Here is a 14,175-nt window from a genome sequence, read left to right as displayed (position 1 = left end):
GCGCAAGGCGCCCGTCCATCACCGATCCCCTCGCCCTTGTCCCAGCCAAAACTACCGCCCTTCGCCTTCCTTCCGCGCCGCGAACTGGCCGGCAATGAACGCGACACCTTCATTGCCCGGCGAGATCGCCTCTTCACCGCCTGCACGCCGCAGGAGCAGCACCTGCTCGTCGCGTGGGCGCGTTGGTACGAGCGGAACGATCCGGAACTGCTCACGCGTCCTAATGTGTTCAGCCGCGCCCAGCGGATCCGCAGCGCTGAGATATTCCTCCCGCTGCTGCGGCTGGCGCTCAAGCAGGAGGCGGAAAAGCCGCCGGGCGCGCTCGTTCGTGGCTTGGCGACCATCGGCGACCTGATCGACCGATGGGAAGCACGCCGCAGCAGGTTCGCCCAGGAGCGATTTTTCCGGCATGTCCAGGCAGCGTTGCGCGAGGCTTCCCCCGAGGCGGCGATGGGCGCCGTCCACGTGCTGCGGACGCTCCCGTTGCATGTGGGCGTCGGACACCCACGGGGTGGTCCCGATTCCGACTTCGCGAAGGGGTTGGTCGCGCTCACTGCTGAATGCGCGAGGGACCGCAGGTCTCCGGCTGCCAATCGGCTCGCCGCGCTGCTGCGCTGCTCGCAGTGGTCGACGGAGTTCTCGACGCCCCTTCACCGCCCACGCGACCTGGGACTGTTGAGGTGGCATCTGCTGCTGGCGCGTATCCAGGAAGATCCCGCTGGTGCAGGTACGGCCTACGACGAGATGAGCGATCAGAACACGACGGCCTATCCCTTGAGTGACATGGATCTGTTCGGGGAACCGATGCTGAGCCAGGAACTGGCGACGGCGCTGTTTGTCTCTCGGCCGGAAGCCGCGGCCACGCTGATGCAACGATCGCTGTTCAGCAGCAGGTCCACCGTCGAGCGGGCCGCCACGGAAGACGATGCTGCACGAGACATTCGGCGCATTCTTGATGAGGCGGGCGAGACGCTCGCCGAGTGGGTGCTGGCCGACGGCGCGTTGTCACCGAACGCGGCCTTGTCGGCATTGCGTGCTCTGTTCCGCGACGGCGACCCATCGAAGTCCTACTGGCCCCTGCTGCCGCGACGGACGGCCGAGCTGCTGCGGAACTTGGCGCCGGCGGACCGGCATCTTGAAGTCAATGGGTGGATGAACGTCGCCCTGTACGAGCCCGCCGACAGCGCGCTCGGCCTGCAGGCCGTTGCCTGGCTGGGTCGACGCGCGCAGGAGCTTCTGAGCAAAACCGACGGTCTGCCTTTTGCCGGCGGCTCTTCGCTCATCGAATTTCTCGAGAACACCGTAGAGCGGCTGGACGATTCGATGTTGAGCGGACGGAACTGGCGCCTGCCGGCGCCAGCCGACCACACGATATACCGGATCGTCGACGCGGGCTTGGACGAACTGGTCGCGCGGCGTTCGACCGACCACCCGGAGCGATCGCTGCGGGATCGCGGCAGCCTGATCCGCAATGCGCCGCATGAAAGCCTGATCCGCAAACACCACCTTCTGTTTCGACATGAATTCGCGGGCAAAGCGCGAGCGTTTCCGGAGGACGCGGGACTGGCGCTGAAACGGATCGCGCAATACAGCGAATTCAGCCAGATCGACGACCGGATCTATCGACTGGACCTGTGCAAGGAAACCTTCAAGGAGTTGCTGCCGTCGCTGGAAGCGATTTCTCCGAAGGATGCAGCCGTTGCCCGCGAAGGGAAAGACTGGGATACGCGTGAAGGGCCGTTCGAAGACTTCGATGACTGACACCAGTGCTGCGCCGCTGGCGGATCCGGGCCGGAGACCCAGCAAGACGCCGAACGTCCGGTTCTGCAGCGGCGCATACAGCCTCAGCCAGAAACCGACATCCGCTTTGCAGCGGAAGCAGCCATTAAGGGCCTACCATCGGGTTTTCAACGCTCTTCGAGGTTTGAGGCATGAAACTGCCGACCACGCTTGCGCTCGGCGTTGTCGTAGCGCTGGCAGGATGTGCGCATCCGTCCGGCCGCAGATCAATGAATGCGTCACCGGTTTCCGAAGAGGTACAGGTCATCGCTCAGGTCTGTGTGCCCGGGGGGCTGAGCCCCGAGTTTCGCCAGCACATCGGAGTAAGTGTCGTCACGCCTTACTCCGTTCTGAGTGAAGGCCAGAAGGCCACTGGCCACACGAGTACAGAGCAGCCGGTGTTCGAGTTCTACACTGCGAAGCCAAAGGAACTTCGCGCTATCCTGGTCTGGTTGATGAAGGTTGACGGCATCCGCAGCGACCCTTTTCTGTTCGATCCGCCAAAGCATGTTGATTCCGACAGTTGGTCTTCATGGAGTGATGCATCGGCTGTGGCCATGGAAAACAACGGTTGGGGCGTTGGTACAGGAATGGTGAATGGCGTGAAGCCAAAACGGATGCCTGTCCCCTCGGGGTCTCCAGTGATCCGCTATCGACTCATGACGTTCAAGCGCTACTTGGAACTTGCAACACAACGCCGAGCAAGTGCATTGGACACAGACCTTCCGCGCTGCGACGCCCCAGGCGCCGGGCAGAGTGATCCGCGGGAGCCCACTCCGCCGATGAGTCGTTAGGAGAGGCGTGGACGGGAAGCAGTATGGGGCGCCAAGCGCTCACGCGCCAAACTGGCGCTGGAGGGCTCGGATCCGGCGCGAGGATCCGACGTCCGCTTTCAGCCTGAAGCGGTCGACACTGATTCGGCCGGACGAGGAGCATCCCGTCCTCACCCACCATCCTTGGCCGCGACCACTCTCAAGAACTGAGCACGGTATTCAACCGCCCGCTCCTGCAACCCCACCACCTCAGCCGCCTGCTCAAGGATTCGCCAGAACGCTGCCTTCGGTTTCCCCGCGGCGCCCGTTTGAGCGAGCTCGGTCATCCACGCGATCAGCGCAGGCTCCGATAGCAGCTCCAATGTCTGCGCCAATTGCACTTGCTCCGGAATGTGCTGGGGAGTGGGCATGCCCAGGTAACCGGCCGCAGATCGCAGGTGGGCGTGCATCGTGAGAAGTCGCGTGATCCTCCCGACGTCGATGCTCATTCGTCGCGCACTCCGACGGCCAACGTGCCTTCCACGATCTCGCACGCGATCACGAACTGCCTTCGCTGCGAGAGTCGAAAAGCGAATCCGACTTCAACCTTCGCCATCTTGCCTCCGCATGGATTTGGCCTTGCCTTCGCGATAGATGATCCACCCCGAGAGGGCCATGCTGCCGATCATCCAAGCCAGGAACGGAAGGTGCAGAACGCCCATCGCAGTCACGCCTGACTGCAGATGAGCCCGATGAAAGACATACGCCAGCCCCCAGAACACAAATGGCATGAACGGTGCCGGGAAGATCGAGACCCCGCCAGGATGATTGCGCGACCGGTATTCAAGGGCGGTCGCCACCGGCGCGAGCCACCAAGCGATCGTCGAAACGAGCAGCACTTGCAGGTGCGTCATCGCCGTCACATGCTCACCAGCACGATCATCAGGCTGTAGACGAGGATCGCTCCCCCTGCGATGAAGAGCAACGCCACCGTGCGCCACGTCGCAGCACCAACACCGAGCGCATACGTCCCGCGCAACTGCGCGAACATATGCATCGGCGGCACCACCATCGCCAGCAGGACCGCCACGCCCGCGAACCCGAAGTACCCGCAGATCGCCACCGCGCTCATCAGCAACGCCATCGCCGACAGCGAGTACAGCGAGAACACCGCATGGTCGAACATGCCGAATCGCCGCCGCGTCACCAGCAGCAGCCACAGGAACGGCAGCGAGATCGGCATCAGCAGGAACGCGAACTTGGCCGCCGCGCCCTTGATCTTGTAGAGCGCGAGTTCCTTGTTCTCCATCGCATGCTTGAGCTTGCGCTCGAAGACCGGCATCCCTGACGTGCCTTCGATCTGCAGCATCGGCCCTTCCGCCTTGCTCAGCGCGCGGTCGATCCTGCCGTCGATGCCGGGCGCGGACAGCCACGGCAGATACCGCGCGAGCGAGGCGCGCACCTGCTGCGCGGCGGCCCGCGCGGCCTCGGGATTCTTCGCGGCCTGCTGAGGGTCCAGGAACAGCTGCGCCTGCTCGATCCCCGCGACCTCCATCCGTTGCTCGGCAATAGCCGACTCGACGCGGCGGCGCGACGCATCACTCGCCGGCAATGCGGCCAGTTGCGCCTCCAGTTCGCCCAGCTTTGCGCGACTGGCCTCCAACGTCTGGTCCAGCTTGTCGAGCTGAGCCGAGTTCAGACTTCCCCCCACCGTCACGGTCGGGCTGGTCAGCGAGAACACGAGGAACATCACGAAGAGCAGGAACAGCAGCAGCGCCAGCGGCGAGACGTAACGGACGCGTCGGCCGTCGATGTACTCGCGGGTCAGCTTGCCCGGCCTCAGCATCAGCATCGGCAAGGTGCGCCAGGCCTTGGTCTCGAAGTGAAGAATGCCGTGGAGGAACTCCTCCACCAGATGCGCCAGCGAGCGGTGGACGTGGGCGGCCTGGCCGCAGCGGTGGCAGAACGCGCCTTGCAGCGGCGCGGCGCAGTTGGCGCAGGCCCCGTGCGCATGCTTGGAGGCATCGGCCTCCGCCCCTGCCCCGTTGCCGCCGGCGATCTCCTGAGCAACGGCGGCGCCCGCCAGCATCTCGCCGGCCGCCTCGACTTGGATACTCATGACTCCCCTACCCCGACGAGCGCCGCGACTCGCGGCCACGGCGCGAAGTATCTCTTCCGCACCTCAACTCGGATGGTCGGCAAAACCCGCCGTCGACCTGCCGTCGACCCGCCTCGACGGCCTCGCTCCCCGGCCCTCGGCGGCACGGTGATACTCGCCACTGCCCCTGACCTCCGGAGATGTCATGCCGTCAGCGAGAAAGAAGAGGATCACCTCGTGGCTGATCGCCTCAGCGGTGGTCGGCTTCACCGCACTGCTGATCGCCATCCGTCCCTCCCCTGAGGAGCAACAGGCGGCCTGCGCGAAGCAATGTCTGCCGCGGCAAGGTACCTGGGCGCCTGACCCCGATGAGGCAGCCCGGGACACATCCCGACGGGGCACCCCTGCCGCCTGCACCTGTCACTGACGTCCCGCACCTCCGCTTCACCTCACTGCCGCGTTTGGCCAAGAGTCATTTGCGCCCTCCCCGCCAACCCGGCAACATGGGCCGCTCGCCGCCGGACTTCTCCGCGGCGCCCTGCAGGGAGCTTCACATGGCACGTGCCGCCGTTCCTGGTCCTCTCGGGTTGGACGTCGCCCGGCTGATGTCCGATCCGGGCACAAAGTGGCTCGGCGACTCGCCGCGCCCCGGCCCCGTGGGCTTGGACGCGTCCGCCGGCGACAACTGGATCCTCGTCGCCGCCGACTTCACCCCGCCCGCCAGCGCCCCGTACGTCCCCGCGCCGCAGAAGCCCATCGCCACGCCCGACGGCGAAGCCCGCGCCCTCACCGCCGGCGAGATCGCGATGGCGCGCCTGCTCTTCAAGGACGCGCTCGACTACACCGTCATCAAGGTCCACAAGGACGAGTACCTGCCCTTCGGCCTGCAGCCCGACGACACCGCCATGACGCCCAACGGCGAGATGTACTTCAACAAGGCCTACTTCAAGGAAGACTTCTCCCAGGGCGAGGACGGCGACAAGCACTGGTTCATGCACGAGATGGTCCACGTGTGGCAACACCAGCTCGGCTACTGGGTCCGCCTGCGCGGCGCGATCCGGATCGGCCTGTCCTACAAGTACGAGTTGAAATCCGGCCAGACCCTCGGGGACTACAACATGGAAGCCCAGGGCGACCTGCTCGCCGACTACTTCGCGCTCAAGCACCTGGCTTCGCCCGATGCCATGAGCCAGCGGCAATACGCCAAGAGCCTGCCCCTCTTCGAAGAGGTGCTCAAATCCTTCATCGCCAATCCCGCCGACAAGGCCAACCTGCCCTGAGCCCGGAGCCCATGACGTCCATGAAGTCGATGAAGTCGATGAAGACGCTGAAGCCTCTGAAGCCGATGCTCCTGCTCGCGCTGTCCGCCTGGATCTGCTCGGCCTGCGCCACGTCCCGCCGCGGCGAGGCCGAGGTCCGCATGGAAGGCGGCAAGCCCTGTTTCACGCTCACCGCCAAGGAAGTGAAGCGCGATCCCGGCGTGAGACTGCAGGCGGTGATCGTCTCCGATGCGTCCTCCAAGCCGGTGGCCAAGGTGTGGTCGATGGGCGTGGATCCTGCCCAGGGCGCGCCGATGTCGAACGCCAGCTGCATCGCCTACGGACAGACGCCGCCCGGCGCGGAGACCAGCACGCCGCCGGCACCGCTGCAGCCCGACCGCGTCTATCTGGTCTATCTGAACGGCCGCCCGTCGGATCCGTCCGATCCGACGCATGGCTACGGGGCCAAGTTCTGCCTCGCCGCCGACGGCGCACAGGGTCAACGGCTGATCCCTTTGAAGCCCGGTTCCCGCGAGTGGATCGAAGAGGTCTGCCGATAACGACAGGCAGGTGGAAGGCTCGTCCCGAGAATCCTTCGGCCTCCCAGGCCTTCTGCGTATCAGCGCATCAGCGCATCAGCGCATCAGCGCATCAGCGCGGCAACGCCTCAGCGCATCACCTTCGCCAAGTGGCTCGCCATCATCCCCGCCGCGATGCGCGCGACCTCCTTGGGCTTGAGGCTCTCGTCGAAGAGCATCTCGACCGTCGCGTAGATCAGCTCGACGACGATCCGGCTCGCGAGCTTGAGCTCCGCGCGCTTCGCGCCCGGCAGCGCCTTCACCAGCAGGCGCGTCTGCGCCTCCGTCACCGCCGCGTGCGAGGCCAGCCGCACTTCCTGCAACGCGGGCACGGCCCGCATCGCCCGCATGATCCACACGCCCGCCGGCGTGTCGCGCGTGGCTGCGTAGGTGTCGAGCAGCAGCTCCGCCAGCGCCTCCTCCAGCGCGGGCACGCCGCCCCGGATCACCTCCACCGACATGCGCTTGGCCACGCACTCGTTCTGGCGCTGCATCAGGCGCTGGCCGAGCTCATAGAGCAGTGCGTACTTGTTGGGGAAGTAGCGGTACAGCGCCGGCGGCGACAGCCCCGCGCGCATGCACACCAGGTTGGTGGAGAGCCGCTCGACGCCCACCTCGATCAAGGTCTGCGCCGCCGCTTCGAGGATGCGCTCGTAGGTCTCCGTGGCGCGCTGCTGAGCCGGCAGCTTCTTCCCCGCCAGGGACGGCGGAGCCGCCACGTCAGGCAAGGACTCCGTCGAGGTCTCCGGCAGGGACCCGCGCGCGGACCCGGAGGTCGGCGCGAGCTCTGTCGTGGAATCCGGCGAGGAATCCAAGGCGAGGTCGGAAGTCTTGCGGCGCGTCTGGGGCATGGGCATGAACCGGTGTGAACCGGCATGAACGGGCGTAGGCACTGCGGGATTCTTCCAGGGTTGGCGAGCCCCCCGGAAAGATAGCCATGACTATAAGATCTCCGCTCATCTTCCAACGCATGGTTTGCGCCGAGATGAGCACACTTCCTTTCACGGTTCCTGCGCCCGCCTCGACCAGCACGCGCGGCGCGCAGGTGCTGGCGATCGCCGTCGGCTCGGTGGCGTTGCTGATGCTCGGCCTCCAGCCCCTGCTGCTGGGCGCGCTGCTCGAAGCCGGCCATGTGACGCTCGAAGGCGTCGGGCTGGTGGCGATGGGCGAGATCGTGGCCCTGGGCCTCGGCGTGCTGATCGGTGACCTCGCGCTGCGGGTGCACGCGCTCCGGTCTGTCACCGTCGTGGCCGCGCTCGCCGCGGCGGCGCTGAACCTCGTCACCATGCGGGTTGCGGGCGATCTGGCGCTCGGGCTCGTGCGCGCCGGCGCCGGCGTCGCCGAGGGCCTGATGATCTGGAGCACCACCGCCGTCATCGTCCGCGCCGCCGTGCCGGAGCGCCTTGCCGGGCTTTTCTTCGTGGTGCAGACGCTCGCGCAGTCGGTGCTCGGGCTGGCGCTCGCGCATCTCGTGATTCCCTCGCACGGTTGGCCGGGCGGCTTCGCCGTGCTGGCCGGACTCTGCGGCGCGGCCGCCCTGCTCGCCCTCCTCTTCGCGCGGCCGCTCGGTCCGCTCACGCCAACCGCGAGCCAGGCCGGCATCGGTATGCGCTGGACGCGGCCTCGAGTCGGCACCTTGCTGGTCGTATTCCTCCAGCTCGCCACGCTCGGCGCGCTGTGGGCCTATGCGGAGCCGCTCGGCACACGCGCCGGTTTCTCGCCGCTCGCCGTCCAGACGCTGATCGCCGCCGGACTCGGGATGCAGGTGGTCGGCGGCAGCGTGGGGACCTGGCTCGTGCGCCGCCTGCCGGTGCGTCCCGTGCTGCTGGGATGCGCGGTCGTGCTCGGGCTCTGCGCGCTCGGCATCGCGCGCACAGAGCAAGGCGGCACCACCGCCTTCGCCGCGCTCTGCGGACTGTTCACCTTCACCTGGCTGTTCATGCTGCCCTTCCAGATGGCGCTCGCCTTCCGCGTCGACGGCAGCGGGCGCGTCGCGTCGCTGGTGCCAGCCGCCCAGCTCTTTGGCAGCGCGTTCGGGCCGCTCATGGCCTCGCTGGTCGTCACCGGCGAGGAGGTCGCGCCGGTGCCGCTCGTGGCCGCCGGCTTCGCAGCGGCCGCGATCCTCGCGCTGCCGTTGACGCGCTCGTCCATCCGGCAAGAGGCTGGCTGACTGCACCGGCTGCTGGCCCTCACCCCTGCCCTCTCCCGCAAGCGGGAGAGGGAGTAAGAAGGGCGTGGGCATGACCACGCCTGCGCAAGCGGAAGAAGGAGCCGTACGGTCAGCTCAGTGCATTCTCACTCCCTCTCCCGCGCTGCGGGAGAGGGTGGGGGTGAGGGGCGCGCGCAGCGCGCGGGCTCTACCGCAGAGCTAGAACTTCGGACAGGGTTTCTCCGCAAATCAAATTCGATAGTCATCGCTATACCATAGCCATCACTATCCAATTGACGCGAGGGCACGTCCCTCCGGAGAGGACGCGATGGCTGCTAGACCCGCCCTTTCTCGCCGAACCGCGATCGCCGCTCTCGGCGTCACGCTGTTCACAGCGTTCGTGCAAAGACTGGCGATGGCCATCGGCCCGGACGACGCCAAGGGCCGGTGGCTGAGCGCCGACGGCGGCGCGGTCATCGAGTTCAAGCCCTGCGACGACAAGCCCACCGCCCTGTGCGGCCGCATCGTCTGGGACAAGGACGCCGGCAAGGCGAACGACACCTGCGGCATCCAGATCGCGCAGCTGGACCGCTACGAGAACGAGGCCTGGCGCGACGGCTGGGTCTTCGACCCGCGCGACAGGAAGAAATACAAGGGCGCGCTGCGCGTGAAGAGCGGCGATCTCTACATCCGCGCCTACATCGGGACCGAGATCCTCGGCCAGACCGAGCAGATGAAGCGCGTCGCGGAACTGCCCGCCACGCCGGCCTGCAAGTCCTGAGCGCGCATGCCCCGAACACCAGAACGAGGAGACACGAGATGACCCGCAAGACTCCAGCACTATCCCTGACCGCTTCGCTGTCCTCGCTGGCGCCCCGTGTGGCGCTGTGCGCCGTCGCTGTCGCTGCCCTCGCCCCTCTGGCCGCGCACGCCGACGAGAGCGGCACCGCCACCATGGGCATAGAGACCGAAGTGAAGCTGCTCTCCGACCTGCGCAACCGCGGCGTGTCGGACTCCGGCCGCAAGCCCTCGCTGCAGCTGGGCGTGCAGCTCGCGCATGAGTCCGGGATCATCGGCCTGGCGCAGTTGTCCACCGTCAGCAAGAAGGCTTTCACCGACGGCGACGGGGTCAACCTGCTGCTGGGCACCGGCTACCGCTTCGGCGATCCCGACGGCTGGCACTTCGGCGTGGGCCTGGCCAAGGAGTTCTTCCCCGGCGCGAAGTTCGACGCCCCGCACGGCATCGACATGGAGGCCGGCGTGCCCGTCGACTTCCGCCGCACCCGCTACGACACCGCCTACGCCGTGCTGGAGATCGGCTGGGGCAAGCTCGAAGGACGCATCCTCAACGTGCTCTCGCGCACCTACCGCGGCGCGGACACCGGCGGCGTCTGCGGCCAGATCCTCGTCGCCGCCGTCGATCCCACGCCGGCGCTGGAGTGCTACGCGCGCGGCGACCAGAACTCGCGCGGCAGCCTGCTCTACGACCTGACCTACCGCCATCCGCTCACGCCCACCACCACGCTCAACCTGCACGCCGGCACGCAGAAGATCCGCCACTTCAAGGAGGCCGACTTCAGCGACTATTCGATCGGCGTCACCCACGTGCGCTGGGGACTCAACTTCACCGCCGAATGGGTCGCCACGAGCACCCATCGACCCGAGCTCTTCATGATCCCCGACGGCGACGGCTGGAAGCGCCAGGACAACAACACCGTCGTGGTGTCGGTGTCGCGCAAGTTCTGATGACGTCGTCGGCCACCGCGCCAGCCCCTTCCGCGTCGTCGCATGAGTTCTCCTCGACCGCCGCGCCGCTGGTGCTCGCGGTGGACCTCGGCACCAGCGGCTGCAAGTGCGCGCTGGTGACGCTGGGCGGCGATGTCGTGGCCTGGGCCTTCCGCCCCGTGGCGCTGCACATCGACGGCGCGCGGGCGGAGCAGGATCCGCAAGCCTGGTGGCAGGCCTTGCTCGACGCCGCCGGTGAAGTGCTCGCGCCCGATCCAGCGAGGCGGTCGCGCGTCGCGGCGGTGTGCTGCTCGACGCAGACCGAGGTGACCGTCTGCCTCGGTCACGACGGACGCGCAATCGGGCCGGCCTTCAGCTGGCTGGACGCGCGCGGCGCGGCGGCGATCCGACGCCGCCTGCGCGGACGCTGGCTCAACATCGAGGGCTACGCGCCGCTCAAGCTCTGGCGCTGGCTGCGGCTCACCGGCGGTGCGCCGTCGCTCAGTGGACGCGACGCCGCCGGCCACATGGCCTTCATCCGCGATGAGCAGCCCGCCGTGCACGACGCCACGCGTTGCTTCCTCAACGCGCTCGACTACCTGAACTACCGGCTCTGCGGCCGCATCTGCGCGACGCAGGATTCCATCCTCACCAGCTGGGTCACGGACAACCGCGATCCCTCGCGCATCCGCTATGACGACGGACTGATCCGTTCTCTCGGGCTCGACGCCGCCAAGCTGCCGCCGCTCGTGCGCTCCACCGACGTGCTGGGACCGTTGCTGCCCGAAGTCGCTGCAGCGCTGGGACTGTCTACCTCCACGCCGGTCGTGGCCGGCGCGGTCGACACCTCCGCCGTCGCGGTCGGCGCGGCGGTGCCGGACTTCGAGACGCATCTCTACCTCGGCACCTCCTCGTGGCTGGGCGCGCACGTGCCGACGATGCGGACCGACGTCCGCCACAAGATCGCCGCGGTGCCCTGCGCGGTCGATCAGCGCTATCTCGCGCTCGCGCTGCAATCGACGGCCGGCGCCAACCTGTCCTTCCTGCGCGATCGCATCCTCTACCACCCCGACGAGCTGGCTTCCGACGAGGAACACCCCGCCGTCTACGAGCTGCTCAACAAGATCGCCGCCCGCGTGCCACCCGGCGCGCGCGGGCTGATCTACACGCCGTGGCTCTTCGGCGAACGCACGCCGGTGGATGATCCGCTGCTTCGCGCGGGGCTGATCAACCTCTCGCTGGAACATTCGCGGGAGGACATCTTCCGCGCGTTCCTGGAGGGTGTCGCGCTGAACACACGCTGGATGATGGAGCCCTTCGCGCGGCTGCTCGGGCGCTCGCCCGGCACGATCGCGGCGGTGGGTGGCGGCGCGCAGAGCGACGTCTGGTGCCAGATCCTCGCGGACGTCACCGGCCAGCCCATCCGGCAGTTGGAGCACCCGATCCAGGCGAATGCGATCGGGGCGACCTTCCTCGCCGGCATCGGCACCGGCGCGCTGCGCTTCGACGATCTGCCGACATTGCGCCGCACACGCCGCCTCTACGAACCCACCATCGCACTGAGCAGGCTCTACGGCGACAAGTTCGAGGCGTTCAAAGAGATCCGCGAGCGTCTGGCGCCGCTGTACCACCGACTCAATCGCGTGCCCGCGCCGGGCGCGGTGACAGGCCTGGCGACGGGCGCGGCGGCCGGCCCGGCGAAAGGAGCCGCGACATGAAGCACGAGATCGCGCGCCGACACGTGGTGGACCTCTGCCTGCGCCTGTCCGAGTGCGGCTACTTCGCCGGCACGGGCGGCAACCTGATGCTGCGCATCGACGATGAGCTCGTCGCCGTGACGCCGTCGGCCACGGACTACCTCATCATGCGGCCCGAGGATGTCTGCGTACTGCGACTGGCCGATCTCACAGTGGTCGACGACGAGAGCCACGGTGAACGCAAGCCCTCCGTCGAAACCGGCCTCCATGCACGCGTGCTGCGCGCGCGGCCAGACGTCGGCTGCAGCATCCACACGCACCAGCCGCTGGCGAGCGCCTGCGCGCTGATCGGCCAGCCGCTGATCGTGCCGGAGGTGCATAGTCGCTGGCTAGGCGCCGAAGTGCCCGTCGTCGGCTATGCGCCTTCGGGGACCTCGTGGCTCGCGAGCAAGCTCGCCAAGGCCGTCCGACCTGACCGGCAGGCCTATCTCCTGCGCAACCATGGCATCCTCTGCTGCGCCGCGGACAGCGCCACCGCGCTGGACGCCGTCGAGCGCCTCGAAACCCTTGCCCGCGATCTGCTCGCCGCGCGCATCGACGAACGCGCCCGCCGCGAGCCTGGCCTTCTGGATCGCCTCGTCCCCGTGCGTGATCTGCTGCTTCATCCCAAGAGACCGTGATGTCGACGACTGCCTCCGCCCTGCCCTCCTGGCCCGACACCCACGCGCTCTACGAGCGCTTCGCCGAACTCGTCAACCAGCCGATGCGACCGATCCGGCCGGACGCGATGCCCAAGGTCCTGCGCTGGTTCGACGACCACTGCGCCGGCTCCAAGCGCCTCGCGGAGCAGGCCGCCACCGTGATTCCCGGCGGCGTGCAGCACAACCTCGCCTTCAACCATCCGTTCCCGCTCGCGATCACAAGGGCCGAGGGCGCGTTTCTCACCGACATCGACGGCAACCGCTACATCGACTTCCTGCAGGCCGGTGGACCGACGCTGCTCGGCAGCAACCCGCCCGCGGTGCGCGCGGCGGTGAAGGCGCTGCTCGACGACTGCGGCCCGGTCACCGGCCTGCTGCACGAATACGAGGTCAAGCTCGCCGAGCTTGTCTGCCGCCACATGCCCGGCGTGGAGATGCTGCGGATGCTGGGCTCCGGCACGGAAGCGGTGATGGGCGCGGTGCGGCTGGCCCGCACGTTCACGAAGCGCCAGCGCGTCATCAAGATCGGCGGCGCGTATCACGGCTGGAGCGATCAGCTCGTCTACGGGATGCGCCTGCCCAAGACCGGCCGCATGGAGGCGATCGGCATTCCGCGCGGCGCGACGGCGAACACGCAGGAGTGCCTGCCCAACGATCCCGAGGCGTTGCGACGACTGCTGCGCTGGAACCGCCTGCGCGGCGGCACGGCGGCGGTGCTGCTGGAGCCCTTCGGGCCGGAGAGCGGCACGCGGCCCGTGCATCGCGAGTTCAACGCGCAGGTCCGCGCGCTCTGCGACGAGTTCGGCGCGCTGCTGATCTTCGACGAGGTGGTGACGGGTTTTCGCACCGGCATGGGCGGCGCGCAGGGCTACTTCGGCGTGACGCCCGACCTGACGGTGCTCGGGAAGTGCCTGACCGGCGGATACCCGATGGCGGGCGCGATCGGGGGCAAGCGGGAGATCATGATGTCGCTGGTCGGCGGGATCGGGACGACCTCGCGGCGGGCTTTCGTCGGCGGAACCCTGTCGGCGAATCCGCTGAGCTGCGTGGCGGGCTACCACTCGCTGCTGGAGGTGGAGCGCACCGACGCGCCGGCGGTGGCCGGCCGCGCCGGCGAGCGGCTGCGCGAAGGTCTGGACGAGATCATCCGGCGACGCGGCCTGCCCTATGTCGCCTACAACCTCGGCTCCATCGTGCATCTGCAGACCTCGGGCGTGCTGCTGCTCGACACCAGCAGCCTGTGGAAGCTCATCCGCGTCAAGGATGAGGCGAAGCGCCGCAAGCACATGATGGAGGAGATGGGCGCGGCGTTCACCGCGCACGGGCTAATCTCGGTGGCGGGCAGCCGGCTCTACACGAGCCTGGCCGATACGGACGACGTCATCGACGATGCGCTGAACCGCTTCGACGATGTGATGGCGCTGGTGTGAACGCGGC

General features: G+C 67.7%; 14 protein-coding genes. 10 read left to right on the top strand and 4 right to left on the bottom strand.

The window, feature by feature from the left end; translation table 11 throughout:
• The first annotated feature begins 36 nt into the window (after nt 1–36).
• The gene (locus tag ACQZ13_RS12885; RefSeq protein WP_431052472.1) at nt 37–1,761 is read left to right on the top strand and encodes a hypothetical protein; all 1,725 of its coding nucleotides are present in this window, start codon (nt 37–39) and stop codon (nt 1,759–1,761) included.
• 170 nt (nt 1,762–1,931) lie between these two features.
• Nucleotides 1,932–2,573 carry a hypothetical protein gene (locus ACQZ13_RS12880; RefSeq protein WP_431052470.1) on the top strand — a complete coding sequence of 214 codons (642 nt, stop codon included), beginning with the start codon at nt 1,932–1,934 and terminating at the stop codon, nt 2,571–2,573.
• Between the two features lie 149 nt (nt 2,574–2,722).
• Here the strand turns inward: ACQZ13_RS12880 and ACQZ13_RS12875 are convergent, their stop codons facing one another.
• From ACQZ13_RS12875 to ACQZ13_RS12865, 3 genes are all read right to left on the bottom strand, one after another.
• On the bottom strand, nt 2,723–3,040 hold the full coding sequence (locus tag ACQZ13_RS12875; RefSeq protein ID WP_088406695.1) for a hypothetical protein: 318 nt from the start codon (nt 3,038–3,040) through the stop codon (nt 2,723–2,725).
• A gap of 93 nt (nt 3,041–3,133) precedes the next feature.
• On the bottom strand, nt 3,134–3,445 hold the full coding sequence (locus tag ACQZ13_RS12870) for a hypothetical protein (protein ID WP_431052468.1): 312 nt from the start codon (nt 3,443–3,445) through the stop codon (nt 3,134–3,136).
• Nucleotides 3,446–3,450: 5 nt separating this feature from the next.
• Nucleotides 3,451–4,650, bottom strand: coding sequence for a DUF3667 domain-containing protein (locus ACQZ13_RS12865; protein WP_431052466.1), 1,200 nt, complete (start codon nt 4,648–4,650; stop codon nt 3,451–3,453).
• Nucleotides 4,651–5,183: 533 nt separating this feature from the next.
• Here ACQZ13_RS12865 and ACQZ13_RS12860 point away from each other — a divergent pair.
• Nucleotides 5,184–5,909, top strand: coding sequence for a hypothetical protein (locus tag ACQZ13_RS12860; RefSeq protein ID WP_431052464.1), 726 nt, complete (start codon nt 5,184–5,186; stop codon nt 5,907–5,909).
• An 11-nt stretch (nt 5,910–5,920) separates the two neighbouring features.
• Nucleotides 5,921–6,448: a hypothetical protein gene (locus tag ACQZ13_RS12855; protein WP_431052462.1), complete on the top strand. Its 528-nt coding sequence runs from the start codon at nt 5,921–5,923 to the stop codon at nt 6,446–6,448.
• Nucleotides 6,449–6,555: 107 nt separating this feature from the next.
• On the opposite strand, the gene ACQZ13_RS12850 is transcribed toward ACQZ13_RS12855, so the two are convergent.
• A complete protein-coding gene (locus ACQZ13_RS12850) occupies nt 6,556–7,317 on the bottom strand; it encodes a TetR/AcrR family transcriptional regulator (protein WP_431052460.1) in 762 nt (253 codons plus the stop codon).
• A 134-nt stretch (nt 7,318–7,451) separates the two neighbouring features.
• Here ACQZ13_RS12850 and ACQZ13_RS12845 point away from each other — a divergent pair, with 134 nt between their 5' ends.
• The 6 genes from ACQZ13_RS12845 to ACQZ13_RS12820 all read left to right on the top strand — a co-directional run bounded on the left by ACQZ13_RS12845 (nt 7,452) and on the right by ACQZ13_RS12820 (nt 14,168).
• Nucleotides 7,452–8,636 carry an MFS transporter gene (locus ACQZ13_RS12845; RefSeq protein WP_431052458.1) on the top strand — a complete coding sequence of 395 codons (1,185 nt, stop codon included), beginning with the start codon at nt 7,452–7,454 and terminating at the stop codon, nt 8,634–8,636.
• Nucleotides 8,637–9,030: 394 nt separating this feature from the next.
• Nucleotides 9,031–9,396, top strand: a complete 366-nt coding sequence (locus tag ACQZ13_RS12840) for a DUF2147 domain-containing protein (RefSeq protein WP_431052456.1) — start codon at nt 9,031–9,033, stop codon at nt 9,394–9,396.
• 38 nt (nt 9,397–9,434) lie between these two features.
• The gene (locus tag ACQZ13_RS12835; RefSeq protein ID WP_431052454.1) at nt 9,435–10,361 is read left to right on the top strand and encodes a TorF family putative porin; all 927 of its coding nucleotides are present in this window, start codon (nt 9,435–9,437) and stop codon (nt 10,359–10,361) included.
• Nucleotides 10,361–12,058 (top strand): xylulokinase, encoded by a 1,698-nt coding sequence (locus ACQZ13_RS12830; RefSeq protein ID WP_431052452.1) that lies wholly within the window; start codon nt 10,361–10,363, stop codon nt 12,056–12,058. The genes ACQZ13_RS12835 and ACQZ13_RS12830 overlap by 1 nt, the downstream gene beginning before the upstream one ends.
• Complete coding sequence (locus ACQZ13_RS12825) at nt 12,055–12,717, top strand: class II aldolase/adducin family protein (protein ID WP_431052450.1); 663 nt, start codon at nt 12,055–12,057, stop codon at nt 12,715–12,717. Before ACQZ13_RS12830 ends, ACQZ13_RS12825 begins: the two co-directional genes overlap by 4 nt.
• The gene (locus tag ACQZ13_RS12820; protein ID WP_431052448.1) at nt 12,717–14,168 is read left to right on the top strand and encodes an aspartate aminotransferase family protein; all 1,452 of its coding nucleotides are present in this window, start codon (nt 12,717–12,719) and stop codon (nt 14,166–14,168) included. Before ACQZ13_RS12825 ends, ACQZ13_RS12820 begins: the two co-directional genes overlap by 1 nt.
• The last annotated feature ends 7 nt before the right edge of the window (nt 14,169–14,175 follow it).

The sequence above is a fragment of the Roseateles sp. L2-2 genome, from assembly GCF_050613215.1.
Classification (GTDB): Bacteria; Pseudomonadota; Gammaproteobacteria; order Burkholderiales; family Burkholderiaceae_C; genus Roseateles; species Roseateles noduli.
Note: the sequence above shows the minus strand (reverse complement) of the source record. Positions and strands in the feature narration are given on the sequence as shown.

Excerpts from the sequence above, each read along its gene's own strand:
- ACQZ13_RS12880 (WP_431052470.1), top strand. The coding sequence starts at position 1,932 with ATGAAACTGCCGACCACGCTTGCGCTCGGCGTTGTCGTAGCGCTGGCA.
- ACQZ13_RS12875 (WP_088406695.1), bottom strand. The coding sequence starts at position 3,040 with ATGAGCATCGACGTCGGGAGGATCACGCGACTTCTCACGATGCACGCC.
- ACQZ13_RS12870 (WP_431052468.1), bottom strand. The coding sequence starts at position 3,445 with ATGACGCACCTGCAAGTGCTGCTCGTTTCGACGATCGCTTGGTGGCTC.
- ACQZ13_RS12865 (WP_431052466.1), bottom strand. The coding sequence starts at position 4,650 with ATGAGTATCCAAGTCGAGGCGGCCGGCGAGATGCTGGCGGGCGCCGCC.
- ACQZ13_RS12860 (WP_431052464.1), top strand. The coding sequence starts at position 5,184 with ATGGCACGTGCCGCCGTTCCTGGTCCTCTCGGGTTGGACGTCGCCCGG.
- ACQZ13_RS12855 (WP_431052462.1), top strand. The coding sequence starts at position 5,921 with ATGACGTCCATGAAGTCGATGAAGTCGATGAAGACGCTGAAGCCTCTG.
- ACQZ13_RS12850 (WP_431052460.1), bottom strand. The coding sequence starts at position 7,317 with ATGCCCCAGACGCGCCGCAAGACTTCCGACCTCGCCTTGGATTCCTCG.
- ACQZ13_RS12845 (WP_431052458.1), top strand. The coding sequence starts at position 7,452 with ATGAGCACACTTCCTTTCACGGTTCCTGCGCCCGCCTCGACCAGCACG.
- ACQZ13_RS12840 (WP_431052456.1), top strand. The coding sequence starts at position 9,031 with ATGGCCATCGGCCCGGACGACGCCAAGGGCCGGTGGCTGAGCGCCGAC.
- ACQZ13_RS12835 (WP_431052454.1), top strand. The coding sequence starts at position 9,435 with ATGACCCGCAAGACTCCAGCACTATCCCTGACCGCTTCGCTGTCCTCG.
- ACQZ13_RS12830 (WP_431052452.1), top strand. The coding sequence starts at position 10,361 with ATGACGTCGTCGGCCACCGCGCCAGCCCCTTCCGCGTCGTCGCATGAG.
- ACQZ13_RS12825 (WP_431052450.1), top strand. The coding sequence starts at position 12,055 with ATGAAGCACGAGATCGCGCGCCGACACGTGGTGGACCTCTGCCTGCGC.
- ACQZ13_RS12820 (WP_431052448.1), top strand. The coding sequence starts at position 12,717 with ATGTCGACGACTGCCTCCGCCCTGCCCTCCTGGCCCGACACCCACGCG.